Genomic DNA, 14,861 nt, shown 5'->3' with positions numbered 1-14,861 from the left:
AGGGATAAGTGGTTGCCGGGACTCCCGTCATCCATGGCGGTCATGTGGCAAACTCCCTTCGGGCTAAAGGGTCCGATGGGAGTAGTTGTGAGCAAACTTGACGCAGCTCGGCTGAGAGAGCCGGCCGCCTGGCTGATGCTGGCCGCGGGCGCGATCAACGTCCTGCTGTCCATCGGCAGGCTGCTGATCGGCACGACGACGGCGTACGGCGGCGGCTCGTCCCTGATGGACCGCGCCTTCATGCACTTCTCCAGCCTCACCAGCCCCGTCACCGCGGCCCTGCTCATCGGCTCCGTGCTGCTGGTCACCCGGTTCGGGCCGCCGTCGCCCAAGGCCCGGTTCGTCACGCTCGGCGCGGCGGGCGCGCTCGGCCTCGCGACGCTGTTCGGCGCGCTCGCGCTGCTGCTGGGCCTGCTCTCGGGCAATGGGCCCCGCTCGACGGTGGAGTTCCTGCTCTCCGGCCTGCCGCTGCTCGGCCTGACGGCCATCGCGCTGGTCTACCTGCTCCCGCAGGCGCTGGCCGCGACCTCGGGCGGCCAGGGCGGGCGGCCCGGCTTCGCGCCGCAGTCGTACGGCAACGCGGCGCACGGCAGCGGCTCGGACGCGTTCGGCCCCGGGTACGACCACCAGGGCCGGCCCGGTCAGGGGCCCGGCCCGTACGGCCGGCAGCCCGACTACGGGCACCAGCCCGGCTACGGGCAGCAGCAGGACTTCGGCGGTCCCGGCGACGGCGCCCCGTACGGCCCGCAGGACCCCTACCAGCAGCCGGGGGGCCCGCAGCAGCACGCTCCGCAGCCCCGGGCCGCGCTCCCCGCCGCGCCGGGCGACAGCCGGGCGGACGCCGCCCAGGACACCCCGCCGCACGGCCACCCCGAGCCGGGCTTCCCCCAGCCCGACCCGGGCTTCTCCCAGCCGGACCCGGGCTACCCCCAGCAGGACGAGCGCTTCTCCCAGCCGGACCAGCAGCCCGCCTACGGCCAGAGCGACCAGCAGCCCGCCTACGGTCAGGCGGGCCAGGACCAGCAGCCCGCGTACGCGCATGGCGACCAGCAGCAGCCGTACGCCCAGCCTGGCGGGCCCTTCGGCCAGGGCGACGCCCAGCAGCCGCCCCATGGCCGGCCGGGCTACGGCCCCTCCGACCAGCAGCCTCCGTTCCCGGGTCAGGCGGACCAGCAGTCGCCGTTCGGGAGCCGGCCGGACCAGCAGCCCGCCTACGGCGCTCAGCCGGACCACCAGGCTCCCTTCGCCAACCAGACGGAGCAGCTGCCCCTCTACGGTCAGCCGGAGCAGCCCGCCGCGTTCGGAAGCCGGCACGGGCAGCAGGCACCGTTCGGCCAGCCCGACCAGCAGCCCGCGTACGGCCAGGACCAGCAGCCCGCGTACGGCCAGGACCAGCACCTCTACGGGCAGGCGGGCCAGAGCGGGCAGCAGGCGCCCTACGGCCAGGCGGCCGAGCAGGAGGGCTTCGGCCAGACCAGCCCCACCCAGGCGTTCCCCCCGCAGTCCGGCCAGCAGACCTACGGCCAGCCGGGGCAGGCCCCGTCCTCGTACACCCCGGCCGACACCGCGCCCGGCGGTCACCAGCAGCCGTCCGAGTACCAGCCGGCCCCGTACGTCCCGGCCGACACCCACCCCGGCGCCTACGGCCAGTCGAGTCCCTACTCGTCCCTGGACTCCTCGCCGGACGTCTACTCCACGGCCGACTCCGGCTCCGGCACGTACCCGACCCTGGACACCCCGCTCACCCCGTACCCGCCGGCCGACTCCCAGCCCGGCGGCTACACCCCCGCGGACTCCCAGCCGGGCGGCTACCCGCCGGCCGACACCCGGCCCGGCGGCTACACCCCCGCCCACTCGCAGCCCGACGTCTACGCCCCGGCCCCCGACTCCCCGGCGAACCCCTATGCCACGGACCCCCAGGCCGGCACCCCGTACGGGTCCTACGGCGCGCAGCCCCCGAGCGGCGTCCAGCCCGCCGCCCCGTACCCTCCGGCCCACGACACCGGCGCCGCGTACCAGCCCCAGGCCCCGTCCCAGGCTCAGCCGCAGGCCCCGGTCCAGCAGCCGAACGCCTTCAACGCCCCCGCCGACCCCGTCTACGCCGCCGGCGAGACCTCCCCGAGCGTGCCGTACCCCCCGGCGGGCCAGGAGCAGCGCCCGGCGTACGAGCAGCAGGGCGGCCAGCCGTTCACCGGCTACTCCGGCCACGAGTACGTGGCCCAACCCGCCTACCAGGAGCCCGACCCGCCCGTGGACCCGCGCTCCCAGCAGCTCCTCGACGCCTACCAGCAGGCCGAGACGTACCAGCACACGGGCCAGCAGCCGGGCCGGCCGACCGGCCAGCACCCGGGTCAGCACTCAGGGCAGCAGCCCCGGCAGCCGTACGACGACCTGTTCGGCCACCCCCAGCAGCCGCAACAGCCCCAGCAGCAGACCGGCGCGCACCACGCCGGCCCGCAGCAGGGGTACGGGCAGCCCGCCCCGCAGGGCTACGAGCCCCAGCCGTCGCACTACGAGCCGCAGCCCTACCAGCAGCAGCCCCCCGCGCAGGGCTGGGAGCAGGCGAGCCCGGAGTCGACGGTGCGGCTCGGCCAGCACCAGCACTACGCGCCGGGCGGCGCCGACCAGCCGCGCGACGGCGACGACCCGATCGACCCCACGGCGATCTACACGCCCAACGAGCCACGCAGGTAAGAAAGCAGCAAAGCAAAGGCCAGAGAGTAGGTGGGCCACGGGCGGGGCTCTATACCGCCCTGGTACGGTTCCGACCGCTGACAGCGTTGAACACGCCAGGCCAACGCCATGGAACCCGTGGTGATAGGTCAGGTACGAACATCACATGCCATGCACACCGGGGCGAGAGCTGGCCTTTCCCCGGATACCGGCATGCCGCTTGACGTCACGCACAGCACCCGCGTGTAATTACAACCATGTTGTTACGCCTCTCCGTGGGTGGGTAATAGGGAGGCGTTCATGGGGGGCTCCATTGCGGGCGGGCGGCAGGGAGGTGTGCAGTGACCGATCTGGTCATCGCACAGGATCAGCTTGACGCTGAAGAACTCGGATGGCAGGAGCGTGCCCTGTGCGCGCAGACTGATCCTGAGGCGTTCTTCCCGGAGAAAGGCGGCTCCACCCGAGAGGCCAAGAAGGTCTGCCGGTCGTGTGAAGTACGTGCAGAGTGCCTGGAATATGCACTTGAGCATGACGAGCGATTCGGCATCTGGGGTGGGCTGTCCGAGCGGGAGCGCAGAAGGATCAAGCGCCAGGCCGTTTAGGGATATCTGTCGAAAGGGTCACGCGGAACACCGCGTGACCCTTTCTCATGCCCGTCTTCTCCCCGCTCAGCGCCGGTCGTCGTAGCCCGGGTCGACCGTCTCCGGCGACAGGCCGAGCAGCGTGGCCACCTGCTCCACGACCGTGTCGTGGACGAGCGCCCCGAGCGTGTCGCGGTCGCGGGCGCGCGCCTCCAGGGGGCGCCGGTAGAGCACGATCGCCGCGGGGTCGGCGCCCTTGGCCGGCTCGGCCCGGCCGAACGGGACCGGCTCGGCGCCCATCGCCGGACCGTCGCCCAGCTCGCTGAGCGGCGGCACGTCCTCCACCGCGAACTCCACCGCCGACAGCTGCTTGCCCCACTGCGGGCGCAGCCGGTCCACCGCGTCGAGCACCAGGTCGTCGAACCGCTCGCTGCGCGAGCGGGCGATGGGCACGTGGGACGGCGCCAGCGGTCCGCGCAGACCGCGACCGTGCCGATCCCTCCGCCGTTCGCGCCGCCTCGGGCCCGGCTCATGTGTCACACGGCAAGTCTAAGGGGACACGGCGCGGGGGCAGAGGATGGCAGGCATCGGTGCATGTGGGTGGAAAGGCTGCGACAGCTGTCCGAATTGTGGCGACACGCTCTTTAAGAGCGCTCAGATAGTGGCGCCCCGCCCCCTTACCGGATACGGTCCCTCCGTGAGCCCCGTCCGCCGCTGTTCCCGCACCGCCTGCAGCCAGCCTGCCGTCTTCACGCTCACGTACGTATACGCCGACTCGACCGCTGTTCTCGGCCCTCTGGCGACGTACGCGGAGCCACACTGTTACGACCTGTGCGCCGAACACGCCGAGCGGCTGACCGCTCCCCGCGGCTGGGAGGTGGTGCGCCTGCCGACGGACGGCGCCTCGCCGAGCTCCGACGACCTTGAGGCGCTGGCCAACGCCGTCCGTGAGGCCGCCCGGCCCACTCCCGCCGGTGGCGAGCCGGTCGGACAGGGCGTCGAGGTCGGCCGCCGCGGGCATCTGCGCGTTCTTCGTTCCGCCCAGCAGCACCGTGACCGGTAGGCTCGTCCAGACGTAGCAGACCTAGGGGCGGAGCTGGAGAGTGGGCGACCTCGCCAAGATCTTCAAGGCTTACGACGTACGCGGAGTGGTGCCCGACGAGCTGGACGAGCCGGCGGCGGAGGCCGTGGGAGCGGCGTTCGCGGAGGTGACCGGGGCGGGGTCGGCCGTGGTCGCCCATGACATGCGCGACTCCTCCGTGCCGCTGAGCATGGCGTTCGTGCGGGGCGCGCGATCGCGCGGCGTCGACGTGGTCTACGCGGGCCTCGGGTCCACCGACCTGCTCTACTACGCCAGCGGCAGCCTCGGCCTGCCCGGTGTGATGTTCACCGCCAGCCACAACCCGGCCCGCTACAACGGCATGAAGATGTGCCGCGCGGGCGCGGTGCCGATCGGCGGCGACACGGGCCTGACCGAGATCCGCGACCGGGCCGCCGACCTGCTCGCCCGGCCCGGCGGCGCGCTCGCCGGCGGCGGGGCGAGCGGGTCGCTCATCGAGAAGGACCTCCTCCAGGGCTACGCCGGCCACCTGCGCACCCTCGTCGACCTGTCCGGGATCCGGCCGCTCAAGGTGGCCGTCGACGCGGGCAACGGCATGGGCGGCCACACGGTGCCCGCCGTCCTCGACGGCCTGCCGATCGAGGCGGTGCCGCTCTACTTCGAGCTCGACGGCTCCTTCCCCAACCACGAGGCCAACCCGCTGGAGCCCGCCAACCTGGTCGACCTGCAGCGCGCGGTCGTCGACAGCGGCGCCGACCTCGGTCTGGCCTTCGACGGCGACGCCGACCGCTGCTGGGTCGTCGACGAGCGCGGCGAGTCCGTCTCCCCGTCGGCGGTGACCGCGCTGGTCGCCACGCGGGAGCTCGCCAAGCACCCCGGCTCCGTGGTCATCCACAACCTCATCACCTCGCTCGGCGTCCCCGAGATCGTCCGTGAGCACGGCGGGCGGCCGGTGCGCACCCGCGTGGGCCACTCGTTCATCAAGGCCGAGATGGCCCGCACCGGCGCGGTCTTCGGCGGCGAGCACTCCGCCCACTACTACTTCCGCGACTTCTGGTACGCCGACTCCGGCATGCTGGCCGCGCTGCACGTGCTCGCCGCGCTCGGCGAGCAGGACCGGCCGCTGTCCGAGGTGGTCGAGTCCTACTCCCGCTACCACGCCTCCGGCGAGATCAACAGCACGGTCGGAGACCAGGCCGCCGCGCTGCGCCGGGTGCGCGAGGAATTCACGGGCAGGGGTGAGTTCGACGAGCTCGACGGGCTGACCGTCACCGGCTCCGGCTGGTGGTTCAACCTGCGCGCGTCCAACACCGAGCCGCTGCTCAGGCTCAACGCCGAGGCGGCCGACGAGACCATGATGAAGGCGGTCACCGACGAGGTGCTCGCCATCGTGAGAAGGGTGTGAGAGTGAAGATCGACGACTGGCTGCTGGAGATCCTGGCCTGTCCGGCGTGCAAGTCATCCCTGCGGGTCGAGGGCGAGGCCGGCGGTGAGGGCGGGGAGCTCGCCTGCACCGGCTGCGGGCTCGTCTACCCCGTCCGCGACGACATCCCGGTGTTGCTCGTCGACGAGGCCAGGAAGCCGTGATCTGGGAGCCCGAGCGGCTCGACGACCAGCACCACCTCACCGAGGCCGACCCGGGCGGCATGCTGCTCGCGGTCGCCGCGTCGGCGGCCCAGGTGCGCACCGGTTACCGCGTCGCCGTCGAGGCGGGCCTGCCGGGCCTCGCCGGCCAGTCCCGGCCCCGCGCCGTCGTGATCGCGGGGATGGGCGGCTCGGCCATCGCGGGCGACATCCTCGCCGCGGTCTGCGGCCGGGGCGTCCCGCTGCCGATCGTCACCGTGCGCTCCTACCAGCTTCCCGGCTGGGTCGGCGCGGCCGACCTGGTCATCGCCGTCTCCTGCTCGGGCCGTACCGAGGAGACGCTGTCCGTGGCCACGGAGGCCGTGCGGCGCGGCTGCCAGCTGCTCGCCGTGGGCGGCGCGGACTCGCCGCTGGAGGCGATCGCCAGGCAGGCGTCGGCGCCGTTCGTGGCGGTCCCCGCCACCGGGCAGCCCCGGGCGAACGTCTGGCTGCTGACCGTCCCGCTGATCGTGGCCGCCGCCGCGCTCGGCCTGGTCCAGGCCGAGGCGGAGCTGTTCGAGGAGGTGGCCAAGGAGCTGGAGGCCATCTCCCACCGGTGCCGGCCCTCCAGCGAGTCGTTCATCAACCCGGGCAAGACGCTGGCCATGGAGCTGGCCGAGACCGTGCCGATGATCTGGGGCACCTCGCCGCTGTCGGCCGTCGCCGCCTACCGGCTGGCCTGCCAGCTCAACGAGAACGCGAAGTACCCGGCGGTCTTCGGCGAGCTGCCGGAGGCCAACCACAACCAGGTCGTCGCCCTCGACGGGCCGCTGGCCCAGCGCGACGTGTTCGCCGACGACCCCGGCCACGGCCTGCGCCTGGTGCTGGTGCGCGACGCCGAGGAGCATCCTCAGGTGACGCGCCGCCGCGACGCGTCGGCGCGGCTCGCCCACGAGCGCGGCGTGCCGGTCAGCGAGCTCGCCGCCGAGGGCGAGCATCCGCTGGTGCGGATGGCCTCGCTCATCGGGCTCGCCGACTACGCGAGTGTCTACCTCGCTCTCGGGTACGGCATCGACCCCACCCCGGTGTCGGCCATCACGGAGCTGAAGGCCAGGATTGCGGAGTAAGCACCCCTCCCCAGGGCAAATGAGTACATGATCTTTATGAGCGGAGCAGACCGGTGAGCGCGAGCGGCGGTACGAAGGCAATCATCGCGGCCTTGGCGGCCAACCTGGCCATCGCCGTGTCCAAGTTCGTGGCCGCGTTCTTCACAGGCTCGTCGTCGATGCTGGCCGAGGGCATCCACTCGGTCGCCGACTCGGGCAACCAGTTGCTGCTGCTGATCGGCGGCAAGCGGGCCCAGCGCGGGCAGACCAGGGAGCACCCGTTCGGCTACGGCCGCGAGCGCTACTTCTACGCCTTCGTGGTCGCGGTGGTGCTGTTCACGATCGGCGCGGTGTTCTCGCTCTACGAGGGCATCCACAAGCTCTCCTCCGACGAGGGGGTGGAGTCGCCCATCTGGGCGTTCGCCGTGCTGATCTTCGCGATCGTGGCGGAGGGCTTCTCCTTCCGCACGGCCGTCAAGGAGGCCAACCCGCAGCGCGGGAAGCAGTCGTGGTTCACCTTCATCCGCCGGTCCAAGTCGCCCGAGCTGCCGGTCATCCTCCTGGAGGACCTCGGCGCGCTGCTCGGCCTGCTGTTCGCGCTGTTCGGCGTGGCGATGGCGGTCATCACGGGCAATCCGGTCTGGGACGCCATCGGCACGATCATGATCGGGCTGCTGCTCGCGGTGATCGCGATCATCCTGGCGATCGAGACGAAGTCGCTGCTGCTGGGCGAGAGCGCCACCCCTGAGATGGAGCGCCAGATCTGCGAGGCACTGGAAGCCGCGGACGAGGTCGAGCGGGTCATCCACATGCGGACGCTGCACCTCGGGCCGGAGGAGCTGCTGGTGGCCGCCAAGATCGCGGTGGCCCACAACGACACGGCGTCGGAGGTGGCCAGGGGCATCGACGAGGCCGAGCGGCGCATCCGCGCGGCCGTGCCGATCGCCCGGGTCATCTACCTGGAGCCCGACCTCGACCGTTCCCGCACCACCACGGCCTGAACCCCCTGGGACTCAGCATCCGGCTCCGGCGGCTCGGGCGCCGGGGCTCAGGTGAGCGGCGCCGCCCTGTTGCCGATCAGGCGCGCGCTCGCGCGCCTGAGGCGGGGCCGGCCGAGGGTGATGAACGCCTCGGCCTGCAGCGCTGACGCGCCGATGCGTGGCAGGTCGCGGGCGTTCGGGTAGACGAGGAAACGCGGCTCCCAGATCGGGCGGAACTTCGCGTTGAATCGGTAGAGCGACTCGATCTGGAACCAGTGCGACAGGAAGAGCAGCAGGCCGCGCCAGGCTCGCAGCACCGGTCCGGCGCCGAGCCGCTCACCGCGGGCCAGGGCCGCCCGGAACATCGCGAAGTTGAGCGAGACCTGCGCGATGCCCATCGCGGGCGCCGCCTGCAGGGTCTTGACGATCAGCAGCTCGTTGAGGCCGGGATCGGCGTCGCGGTCGCGGCGCATCAGGTCGAGCGAGATGCCGTGCGGCCCCCACGGCACGAAGTGCAGCACGGCCCTGATCTCGCCGTCCTTGTGCGCGGTGACCACCACGCAGCGGCCGTCTACGGGGTCGCCGAAGCGGCCGAGCGCCATCGAGAAGCCGCGCTCGGTCTCCGTGCCGCGCCAGGAGGCGGAGGCCGCCCTGATCCGTTCCTTCTCGTCCTCCGTGAGTTCGCCGACCCTGCGCACCATGCAGGTGTAACCCGCCCGTTCCGTGCGGTTGGCCATCTGGCGGACGTTACGCATCGCCCGTCCCTCCAAGGTGAAGTCGGCGACCTCGACCACCGCCTCGTCCCCGATCTCCAGCGCCGACAGCCCGGCCTGGCGAGTCCACACCTCGCCGCCCGTCTCGCCGCAGCCGATCACGGCCGGCACCCAGGCGTGCCGCTTCGCCTCGGCCATGAACACCCTGATCGCCGCCGGCCACGCCTCCCGGTCGCCGATGGGGTCGCCGCTGGCCAGCATGACGCCGGCGACCACCCGGTAGGCGATCGCCGCCTTGCCGGAGGGGGAGAAGATCACGCTCTTGTCGCGGCGGAGCGCGAAATAGCCGAGCGAGTCGCGGGCGCCGTGCCTGTCGAGCAGCTCGCGCAGGCGGTTCTCGTCCTGCTCCGTCAGCTCGGCGACCGGGCGTTCGGGGCGCAGGGCCAGGTAGACCGTGGTGACGGCGGTCACGGTGCCGAGCGCGAGCAGCGAGAAGTAGACCAGGTCACCCACGCGCGGCGCGGTGAAGGTCACGGGGCCCTCGATGCCGACCAGGCCGAGGACCACGTGTTCGAGCCGGTCGAGGACGCCGGGGTCACCCGCGAGGGCGTGGGGACGCAGGCCGACGATCACATAGCCCAGGACGAGGTCGAGGGCGCCCAACCCGAGCAGATTCCACAGCGCCCGCCACCGGCTGCGCGGATCGGACAGCGCGTAGAACTCGCGGCGGTTCGCCAGCAGCGCCACGAGGAAGAGCAGGCTGGTGACCGCTGTGACGGGGTGGCGGAGATGAACGAGGGACAGGATCGCGCTGACCGGAAGCAGCGCCACGACCGCCCGCCAGGCGCGCACCTTCCTGCGGCGCAGGGCGTGCGCGAGCATGATGAGCAGGATGCCCACCACCAGGGAGGTCGCCCGGGCGACCGTCGTCACGATCCCGGGCAGCGCCTCCGACCACGCGGTCACCCCGCTGCGGCCGAGGCGCGGGGCCACGGCCTTGACGATGTCGAGGAGCCCGACCATCAGGGCCGCGTAGCCCGCGACAGCGGGCACCCAGGAGCGCGAGATCTGCTTCACCCTTCGGATTCAACGCCCGTCGTGGTAATCCGCGCGTTAACCACGGTCTTACAGCGTGGCGGGTAATCATCTGGAGGATGGGACTCACCTCGCTGCCCCTCCAGCTCATGGCCGCCGTGCTGGCGATCGGCGCGTTGACGGCCACGGTCTGGATGTGGCCGCGCCTGGCCGGGCGACCGGGCGGACGGCGCTGGACCGCGGTGCTGGCGCGGACCGGGGTGCTGGCGGGCGACCAGCTCCTGACCCTGGCGGCGCTCGGACTGCTCGTCAACAACTACTTCGGCTTCTACGGCTCGTGGGACGACCTGCTCGGCGCCGACCCCGGCACGGCGGCCATCACGATCGCCGGGCAGGGCCTCCAGGTGCTGGACAGCCACGCGGTGCGCGGCGGGCGGATCGAGCAGGTCATCATGCCCGGCCCCACCACGCACCTCAGCGAGCAGGCGTACGTGTTCCTGCCTGCCGCCTACCTCAAGGACCAGCGGCGGCGTTTTCCCGCGATCCTCGCGCTGACCGGCTACCCGGGTGACCCGCGCAACCTGATGACCAGGCTCGACCTGCCCGGCCGGCTCGCGACCGCCATCAGCCGCCACCAGGTCCCCCCGGCGGTCCTGGTGATGATGCGGCCGAGTGTGGTGCTGCCGCGCGACACCGAGTGCGTCGACGTCCCGGGCGGGCCGCAGGTCCAGAAGTACTTCGCCGACGACGTGCGGCGGGACATGACGACCGCGTACCGGGTGGCGCCGGGCGTGGAGTCCTGGGGGATCATCGGCGGCTCGACCGGCGGGTACTGCGCGCTCAAGCTCGCCATGACGCATCCACAGGCGTTCTCGGCGGCGGTGTCGCTGTCGGGCTACTACGAGACGATCATCGACGGCACCACGGGCGACCTGTTCGGCGGGCAGCAGGCGGTCGAGCACGACAACGACCTGATGTGGCGGCTGGCGACGCTGCCCGCGCCCGCGGTCAAGGTGCTGGTCACCAGCAGCAGGAAGGGGGAGAGCGACTACCGCTCCACGCGCGCCTTCCTGGCCGCGGTCAAGCCGCCCATGCAGGCGTCCTCACTGATCCTGCCCAGCGGAGGTCACAACTTCAACACCTGGAACAGGGAGCTGCCGCAGGCCCTGCCGTGGCTGGCTCAGCAGCTGCACGCCCCCGGCGGCGCGGCTCCGGCCGCGACCGCCACCCCCGGGTGACACCCTGCCCGGGGGTGCCACCGCACGGGATGTCCTACTCGTGGGCCGTCAGGCAGGACCTGCCGCTCTCGCTCTGGTCGAACAGGCAGCGGCCCTTCTTGTCGAGGGTGACCACCTTGCGCACGCCGCCGAACTGCTTGAGCGTCTTGTCGATCGTGCGCAGGGCCCGGGCGTCGCTGCCGATGCCGTCGCCCACGACGGTGCGGCAGAAGCGCAGCGTCGCCGTGCCGTTCTTGATCTTGATGGCGAAGTCGCTGCCGCAGTCGGAGCGGCCGCGCAGCTTGCCCGTGAGCTCCGAGTGCAGGCCGCGCCCGCGCTCGGCCTTGGTGGGGCCGGTGATCAGCTGCCGGACGGCGAACCTGGCCACCCCCTGGTCCGGGGCCTTGCGGGTCACGGCCACGACCTTGCCCGGGATGCCGTGTCCCTTGGAGAAGTACACCTTGACCTCGCGGGGCTCACCGGCCGCGCCGGCCTGGGCGGCCTGGGCCGCCTGGGCCGCCTGGGCCGCGAAGTCCGGCGCGTGCGCCGCCGGGGAGGCGGCCTGCGCCGGGGAGAGCGCGAGCACGGAGGCCATCAAGAGCTCTTTCATGATTTCTTTGACGTATGGACGGGGGCGCTGGTTCGAAGCAGCCGCAGCGCCTTCTCCTTCTCGAAGTCGAGCGCCCGCCGTGGCACCGGGATGCGCCCGATCCGCACCCCGAGGTCGCGCACGGCCGCGGCGACCGTCGGCTCGCTGAGCACGCGTAGCGCGAACGCCAGCTCGGCGGGGGAGACGTCGAACTGCTTCTCCAGCTCCACGCCCTGGGCCACGGCCGCGAGCTCCTCCGGCCCGAAGCGCCGGTGGGCGCCCTGCTCGCGGACCGGGGGCAGCAGGCCGAGCGCCTCCCGGTACCGCAGCATCCGCGGGGACATGCCGAGCCGCCGCGCGGCCTCCGTGATACGCATCCTTACATTCTTACGTCAATTTCGGGGGCGCCGGGATGCGACCTCTCCCGCGGGGCGCCTAAACTCGTCGGCGACACCGTCCCGACGCGAGGGGTAACAGATGGACTTCAAGGTCGCCGACCTTTCACTTGCCGACTTCGGCCGCAAGGAGATCAGGCTCGCCGAGCACGAGATGCCCGGGCTCATGGCGATCCGTAAGGAATACGCGGCCGCGCAGCCCCTCCGCGGTGCGAAGATCATGGGCTCCCTGCACATGACCATCCAGACGGCGGTCCTCATCGAGACCCTCGTCGCGCTCGGCGCCGAGGTGCGCTGGGTGAGCTGCAACATCTTCTCCACCCAGGACCACGCCGCCGCCGCGGTCGTCGTCGGCCCCGAGGGCACGGTCGACGAGCCCAAGGGCGTGCCGGTCTTCGCCTGGAAGGGCGAGACGCTGGAGGAGTACTGGTGGTGCACCGAGCAGGCCCTGACCTGGCCCGGCGGTGACGCCCCCAACATGATCCTCGACGACGGCGGCGACGCCACCCTGCTCGTCCACAAGGGCGCCGAGTACGAGAAGGCCGGCGCCGTGCCCGCCGCCACCGCCGAGGACCCGGAGGAGTGGCACGTCATCGTCGACCTGCTGACCCGCACGGTCGGCGAGGAGAAGCGGTGGACCCGGATCGCCGAGAGCATCATGGGCGTCACCGAGGAGACCACCACGGGCGTCCACCGCCTGTACGAGATGCACAAGAACGGCCAGCTGCTGTTCCCGGCGATCAACGTCAACGACTCGGTCACCAAGTCGAAGTTCGACAACAAGTACGGCTGCCGCCACTCCGTCATCGACGGCCTCAACCGGGCCACCGACGTGCTCATCGGCGGCAAGGTGGCCGTGGTCTGCGGCTACGGCGACGTCGGCAAGGGCTGTGCCGACGCGCTGCGCGGCCAGGGCGCCCGTGTCATCGTCACCGAGATCGACCCGATCTGCGCCCTGCAGGCGGCCATGGACGGCTTCCAGGTCACCACGCTGGACGAGGTCGTCGGGATCGCCGACATCTTCGTCAGCGCCACGGGCAACTTCAACATCATCACCGCCGAGCACATGGCGAAGATGAAGCACCAGGCGATCGTGTCCAACATCGGGCACTTCGACAACGAGATCGACATGGCGGGCCTGGCCAAGCTGCCCGGCATCGTGAAGAACAACATCAAGCCGCAGGTCGACGAGTGGGTCTTCGCCGACGGGCACTCGATCATCGTGCTCGCCGAGGGCCGCCTGATGAACCTCGGCTGCGCCACCGGCCACCCGAGCTTCGTGATGTCCAACTCGTTCACCAACCAGGTGATCGCGCAGATCGAGCTGTTCACCAAGACGGACGAGTACCCGATCGGCGTGTACACGCTGCCCAAGCACCTGGACGAGAAGGTCGCCCGGCTCCACCTCGACGCCCTGGGCGTCAAGCTGACCGAGCTGACCAAGGAGCAGGCCGCCTACATCGGCGTCCACGTCGAGGGCCCGTACAAGTCCGACCACTACCGGTACTGATCCTTCCATGTGAGGCTCCGGAGGGTGTCTCTCCCTTCGGAGCCGATCCGTTTCATGATCTTTTACGGCAGGCCAGGTCACCCGCACTCGCCGACGTCGCTTCCGTCTGTCATGGCCGGTCGTGAAGGCTCACGGCGCACTCGCCGTGACGAGCGCGTTCCCGGCCGTGTTCTTCGGTTGAAGGCATCCCATGGACGTCAGTGAAAGCGGCGAGCGGCAGATCTCCTGGGCCGCTCGTTCGATGCCGGTGTTGACCGCGATCGGTGAGCGGTTCGCGCTCGAACGGCCGCTTGACGGGTTGAGGATCGCGGCGTGCCTGCACGTGACGGCCGAGACCGCGGTCCTCCTGGGCGCGCTCAAGGCGGGCGGCGCCGAGATCGCGCTGGCCGCCTCCAACCCGCTGTCCACGCAGGACGACGTGGCCGAGGCGCTGCGCGGCTACGGGATCGCGGTCCACGCGCGGGCCGGCGTGGACCGGGCCACCTACTACGGGCACATCCACCAGGCGCTCGACATCGCGCCCGACCTGGTGCTGGACGACGGCTGCGACCTGGTCAACACGCTGCACACCGAGCGCACCGACCTGCTCGGCGGGGTGAGCGGCGGGTGCGAGGAGACGACCACGGGGATCATCCGGCTGCGGCAGATGGCCTCGGAGGACGCGCTGCGCTTTCCGGTCGTGGCGGTGAACGACACGCGGACGAAGCGGATGTTCGACAACCGCTACGGCACCGGGCAGTCCACGCTCGACGGCATCATGCGGGCCACCAACACCATGCTGGCGGGGCGGACGGTGGTGGTGGCGGGGTTCGGGTTCTGCGGGCGGGGCGTCGCGGAGCGGGCCAAGGGGTTCGGCGCGCGGGTCGTGGTGACCGAGATCGACGCGGTCAAGGCGCTCGACGCGACCCTGCAGGGCTACGAGGTGCGGCCGATGGCGGAGGCGGCGCGGACGGGCGACCTGTTCATCACGGTCACGGGCAACCGCGACGTGATCCGGGGCGAGCACCTGGCCGTCATGAAGGACGGCGCCATCCTGGCCAACGCCGGGCACTTCGACGTCGAGATCGACGTGCGGGCGCTGGACGAGCTGGCCGTCGAGGTGCACCGCGGCGTACGGCCCAACACCGACGAGTACGTCCTTCCGGACGGCAGGAGGCTGCTGCTGCTGGCGGAGGGCCGTCTGGTGAATCTGACGGCCGCGGAGGGGCATCCCGCGGCGGTCATGGACATGTCGTTCTCCGCGCAGGCCCTGGCGGTCGCGTGGCTGGCGGGGGAGCGGGCCGGGCTCGCGCCCGGGGTGTACGACGTGCCGGAGTCGATCGACCAGGAGGTGGCGCGGCTCAAGCTGGCGGCCACGGGCATCGGCATCGACGCGCTCACGGAGGAGCAGGAGTCCTACCTCCACTCCTGGCGCGCCGGCTCCTGACCCACCCCTTCCC

General features: G+C 71.7%; 14 protein-coding genes. 10 read left to right on the top strand and 4 right to left on the bottom strand.

Annotated elements, in window-relative coordinates:
• Window positions 1–87 precede the first annotated feature (87 nt).
• The gene (locus ACIBG4_RS31320) at window positions 88–2,694 is read left to right on the top strand and encodes a hypothetical protein (RefSeq protein WP_397204857.1); all 2,607 of its coding nucleotides are present in this window, start codon (window positions 88–90) and stop codon (window positions 2,692–2,694) included.
• A 320-nt stretch (window positions 2,695–3,014) separates the two neighbouring features.
• A complete protein-coding gene (locus ACIBG4_RS31315; protein WP_049564653.1) occupies window positions 3,015–3,275 on the top strand; it encodes a WhiB family transcriptional regulator in 261 nt (86 codons plus the stop codon).
• Between the two features lie 66 nt (window positions 3,276–3,341).
• On the opposite strand, the gene ACIBG4_RS31310 is transcribed toward ACIBG4_RS31315, so the two are convergent.
• Window positions 3,342–3,794: a metallopeptidase family protein gene (locus tag ACIBG4_RS31310; protein WP_310708183.1), complete on the bottom strand. Its 453-nt coding sequence runs from the start codon at window positions 3,792–3,794 to the stop codon at window positions 3,342–3,344.
• Between the two features lie 157 nt (window positions 3,795–3,951).
• Here ACIBG4_RS31310 and ACIBG4_RS31305 point away from each other — a divergent pair, with 157 nt between their 5' ends.
• From ACIBG4_RS31305 to ACIBG4_RS31285, 5 genes are read left to right on the top strand one after another with little or no spacing between them, the layout of a single operon-like run.
• Window positions 3,952–4,317, top strand: a complete 366-nt coding sequence (locus ACIBG4_RS31305; protein WP_310708182.1) for a DUF3499 domain-containing protein — start codon at window positions 3,952–3,954, stop codon at window positions 4,315–4,317.
• A gap of 40 nt (window positions 4,318–4,357) precedes the next feature.
• Window positions 4,358–5,719 carry a phosphomannomutase/phosphoglucomutase gene (locus ACIBG4_RS31300; RefSeq protein WP_310708181.1) on the top strand — a complete coding sequence of 454 codons (1,362 nt, stop codon included), beginning with the start codon at window positions 4,358–4,360 and terminating at the stop codon, window positions 5,717–5,719.
• Window positions 5,716–5,901 (top strand): Trm112 family protein, encoded by a 186-nt coding sequence (locus ACIBG4_RS31295; protein ID WP_310708180.1) that lies wholly within the window; start codon window positions 5,716–5,718, stop codon window positions 5,899–5,901. Before ACIBG4_RS31300 ends, ACIBG4_RS31295 begins: the two co-directional genes overlap by 4 nt.
• Window positions 5,898–7,004, top strand: a complete 1,107-nt coding sequence (locus ACIBG4_RS31290; protein ID WP_397204856.1) for a bifunctional phosphoglucose/phosphomannose isomerase — start codon at window positions 5,898–5,900, stop codon at window positions 7,002–7,004. The genes ACIBG4_RS31295 and ACIBG4_RS31290 overlap by 4 nt, the downstream gene beginning before the upstream one ends.
• A gap of 53 nt (window positions 7,005–7,057) precedes the next feature.
• Window positions 7,058–7,984 (top strand): cation diffusion facilitator family transporter, encoded by a 927-nt coding sequence (locus ACIBG4_RS31285; RefSeq protein WP_397204855.1) that lies wholly within the window; start codon window positions 7,058–7,060, stop codon window positions 7,982–7,984.
• A 47-nt stretch (window positions 7,985–8,031) separates the two neighbouring features.
• Here the strand turns inward: ACIBG4_RS31285 and ACIBG4_RS31280 are convergent, their stop codons facing one another.
• On the bottom strand, window positions 8,032–9,753 hold the full coding sequence (locus tag ACIBG4_RS31280; protein WP_397204854.1) for a phosphatidylglycerol lysyltransferase domain-containing protein: 1,722 nt from the start codon (window positions 9,751–9,753) through the stop codon (window positions 8,032–8,034).
• Between the two features lie 77 nt (window positions 9,754–9,830).
• On the opposite strand from ACIBG4_RS31280, the gene ACIBG4_RS31275 reads away from it, so the two are divergent.
• Window positions 9,831–10,949: an alpha/beta hydrolase gene (locus ACIBG4_RS31275; RefSeq protein WP_397204853.1), complete on the top strand. Its 1,119-nt coding sequence runs from the start codon at window positions 9,831–9,833 to the stop codon at window positions 10,947–10,949.
• Window positions 10,950–10,983: 34 nt separating this feature from the next.
• Here ACIBG4_RS31275 and ACIBG4_RS31270 read toward each other — a convergent pair whose 3' ends face one another.
• Both ACIBG4_RS31270 and ACIBG4_RS31265 read right to left on the bottom strand, forming a co-directional pair.
• Window positions 10,984–11,538: a GerMN domain-containing protein gene (locus ACIBG4_RS31270; protein ID WP_397204852.1), complete on the bottom strand. Its 555-nt coding sequence runs from the start codon at window positions 11,536–11,538 to the stop codon at window positions 10,984–10,986.
• Window positions 11,535–11,894, bottom strand: a complete 360-nt coding sequence (locus ACIBG4_RS31265; protein WP_310708174.1) for a MerR family DNA-binding transcriptional regulator — start codon at window positions 11,892–11,894, stop codon at window positions 11,535–11,537. Before ACIBG4_RS31265 ends, ACIBG4_RS31270 begins: the two co-directional genes overlap by 4 nt.
• A 100-nt stretch (window positions 11,895–11,994) precedes the next feature.
• On the opposite strand from ACIBG4_RS31265, the gene ahcY reads away from it, so the two are divergent.
• A complete protein-coding gene (gene ahcY, locus ACIBG4_RS31260; RefSeq protein WP_310708173.1) occupies window positions 11,995–13,422 on the top strand; it encodes an adenosylhomocysteinase in 1,428 nt (475 codons plus the stop codon).
• 190 nt (window positions 13,423–13,612) lie between these two features.
• On the top strand, window positions 13,613–14,848 hold the full coding sequence (locus ACIBG4_RS31255; RefSeq protein WP_310708172.1) for an adenosylhomocysteinase: 1,236 nt from the start codon (window positions 13,613–13,615) through the stop codon (window positions 14,846–14,848).
• The last annotated feature ends 13 nt before the right edge of the window (window positions 14,849–14,861 follow it).

This window comes from Nonomuraea sp. NPDC050383, assembly GCF_044459125.1.
GTDB lineage: Bacteria > Actinomycetota > Actinomycetes > Streptosporangiales > Streptosporangiaceae > Nonomuraea.
Note: the sequence above shows the minus strand (reverse complement) of the source record. Positions and strands in the feature narration are given on the sequence as shown.

Coding starts and splice junctions, on each gene's coding strand:
- ACIBG4_RS31275 (WP_397204853.1), top strand. CDS start 9,831: ATGGGACTCACCTCGCTGCCCCTCCAGCTCATGGCCGCCGTGCTGGCG.
- ACIBG4_RS31270 (WP_397204852.1), bottom strand. CDS start 11,538: ATGAAAGAGCTCTTGATGGCCTCCGTGCTCGCGCTCTCCCCGGCGCAG.
- ACIBG4_RS31265 (WP_310708174.1), bottom strand. CDS start 11,894: ATGCGTATCACGGAGGCCGCGCGGCGGCTCGGCATGTCCCCGCGGATG.
- ahcY (WP_310708173.1), top strand. CDS start 11,995: ATGGACTTCAAGGTCGCCGACCTTTCACTTGCCGACTTCGGCCGCAAG.
- ACIBG4_RS31255 (WP_310708172.1), top strand. CDS start 13,613: ATGGACGTCAGTGAAAGCGGCGAGCGGCAGATCTCCTGGGCCGCTCGT.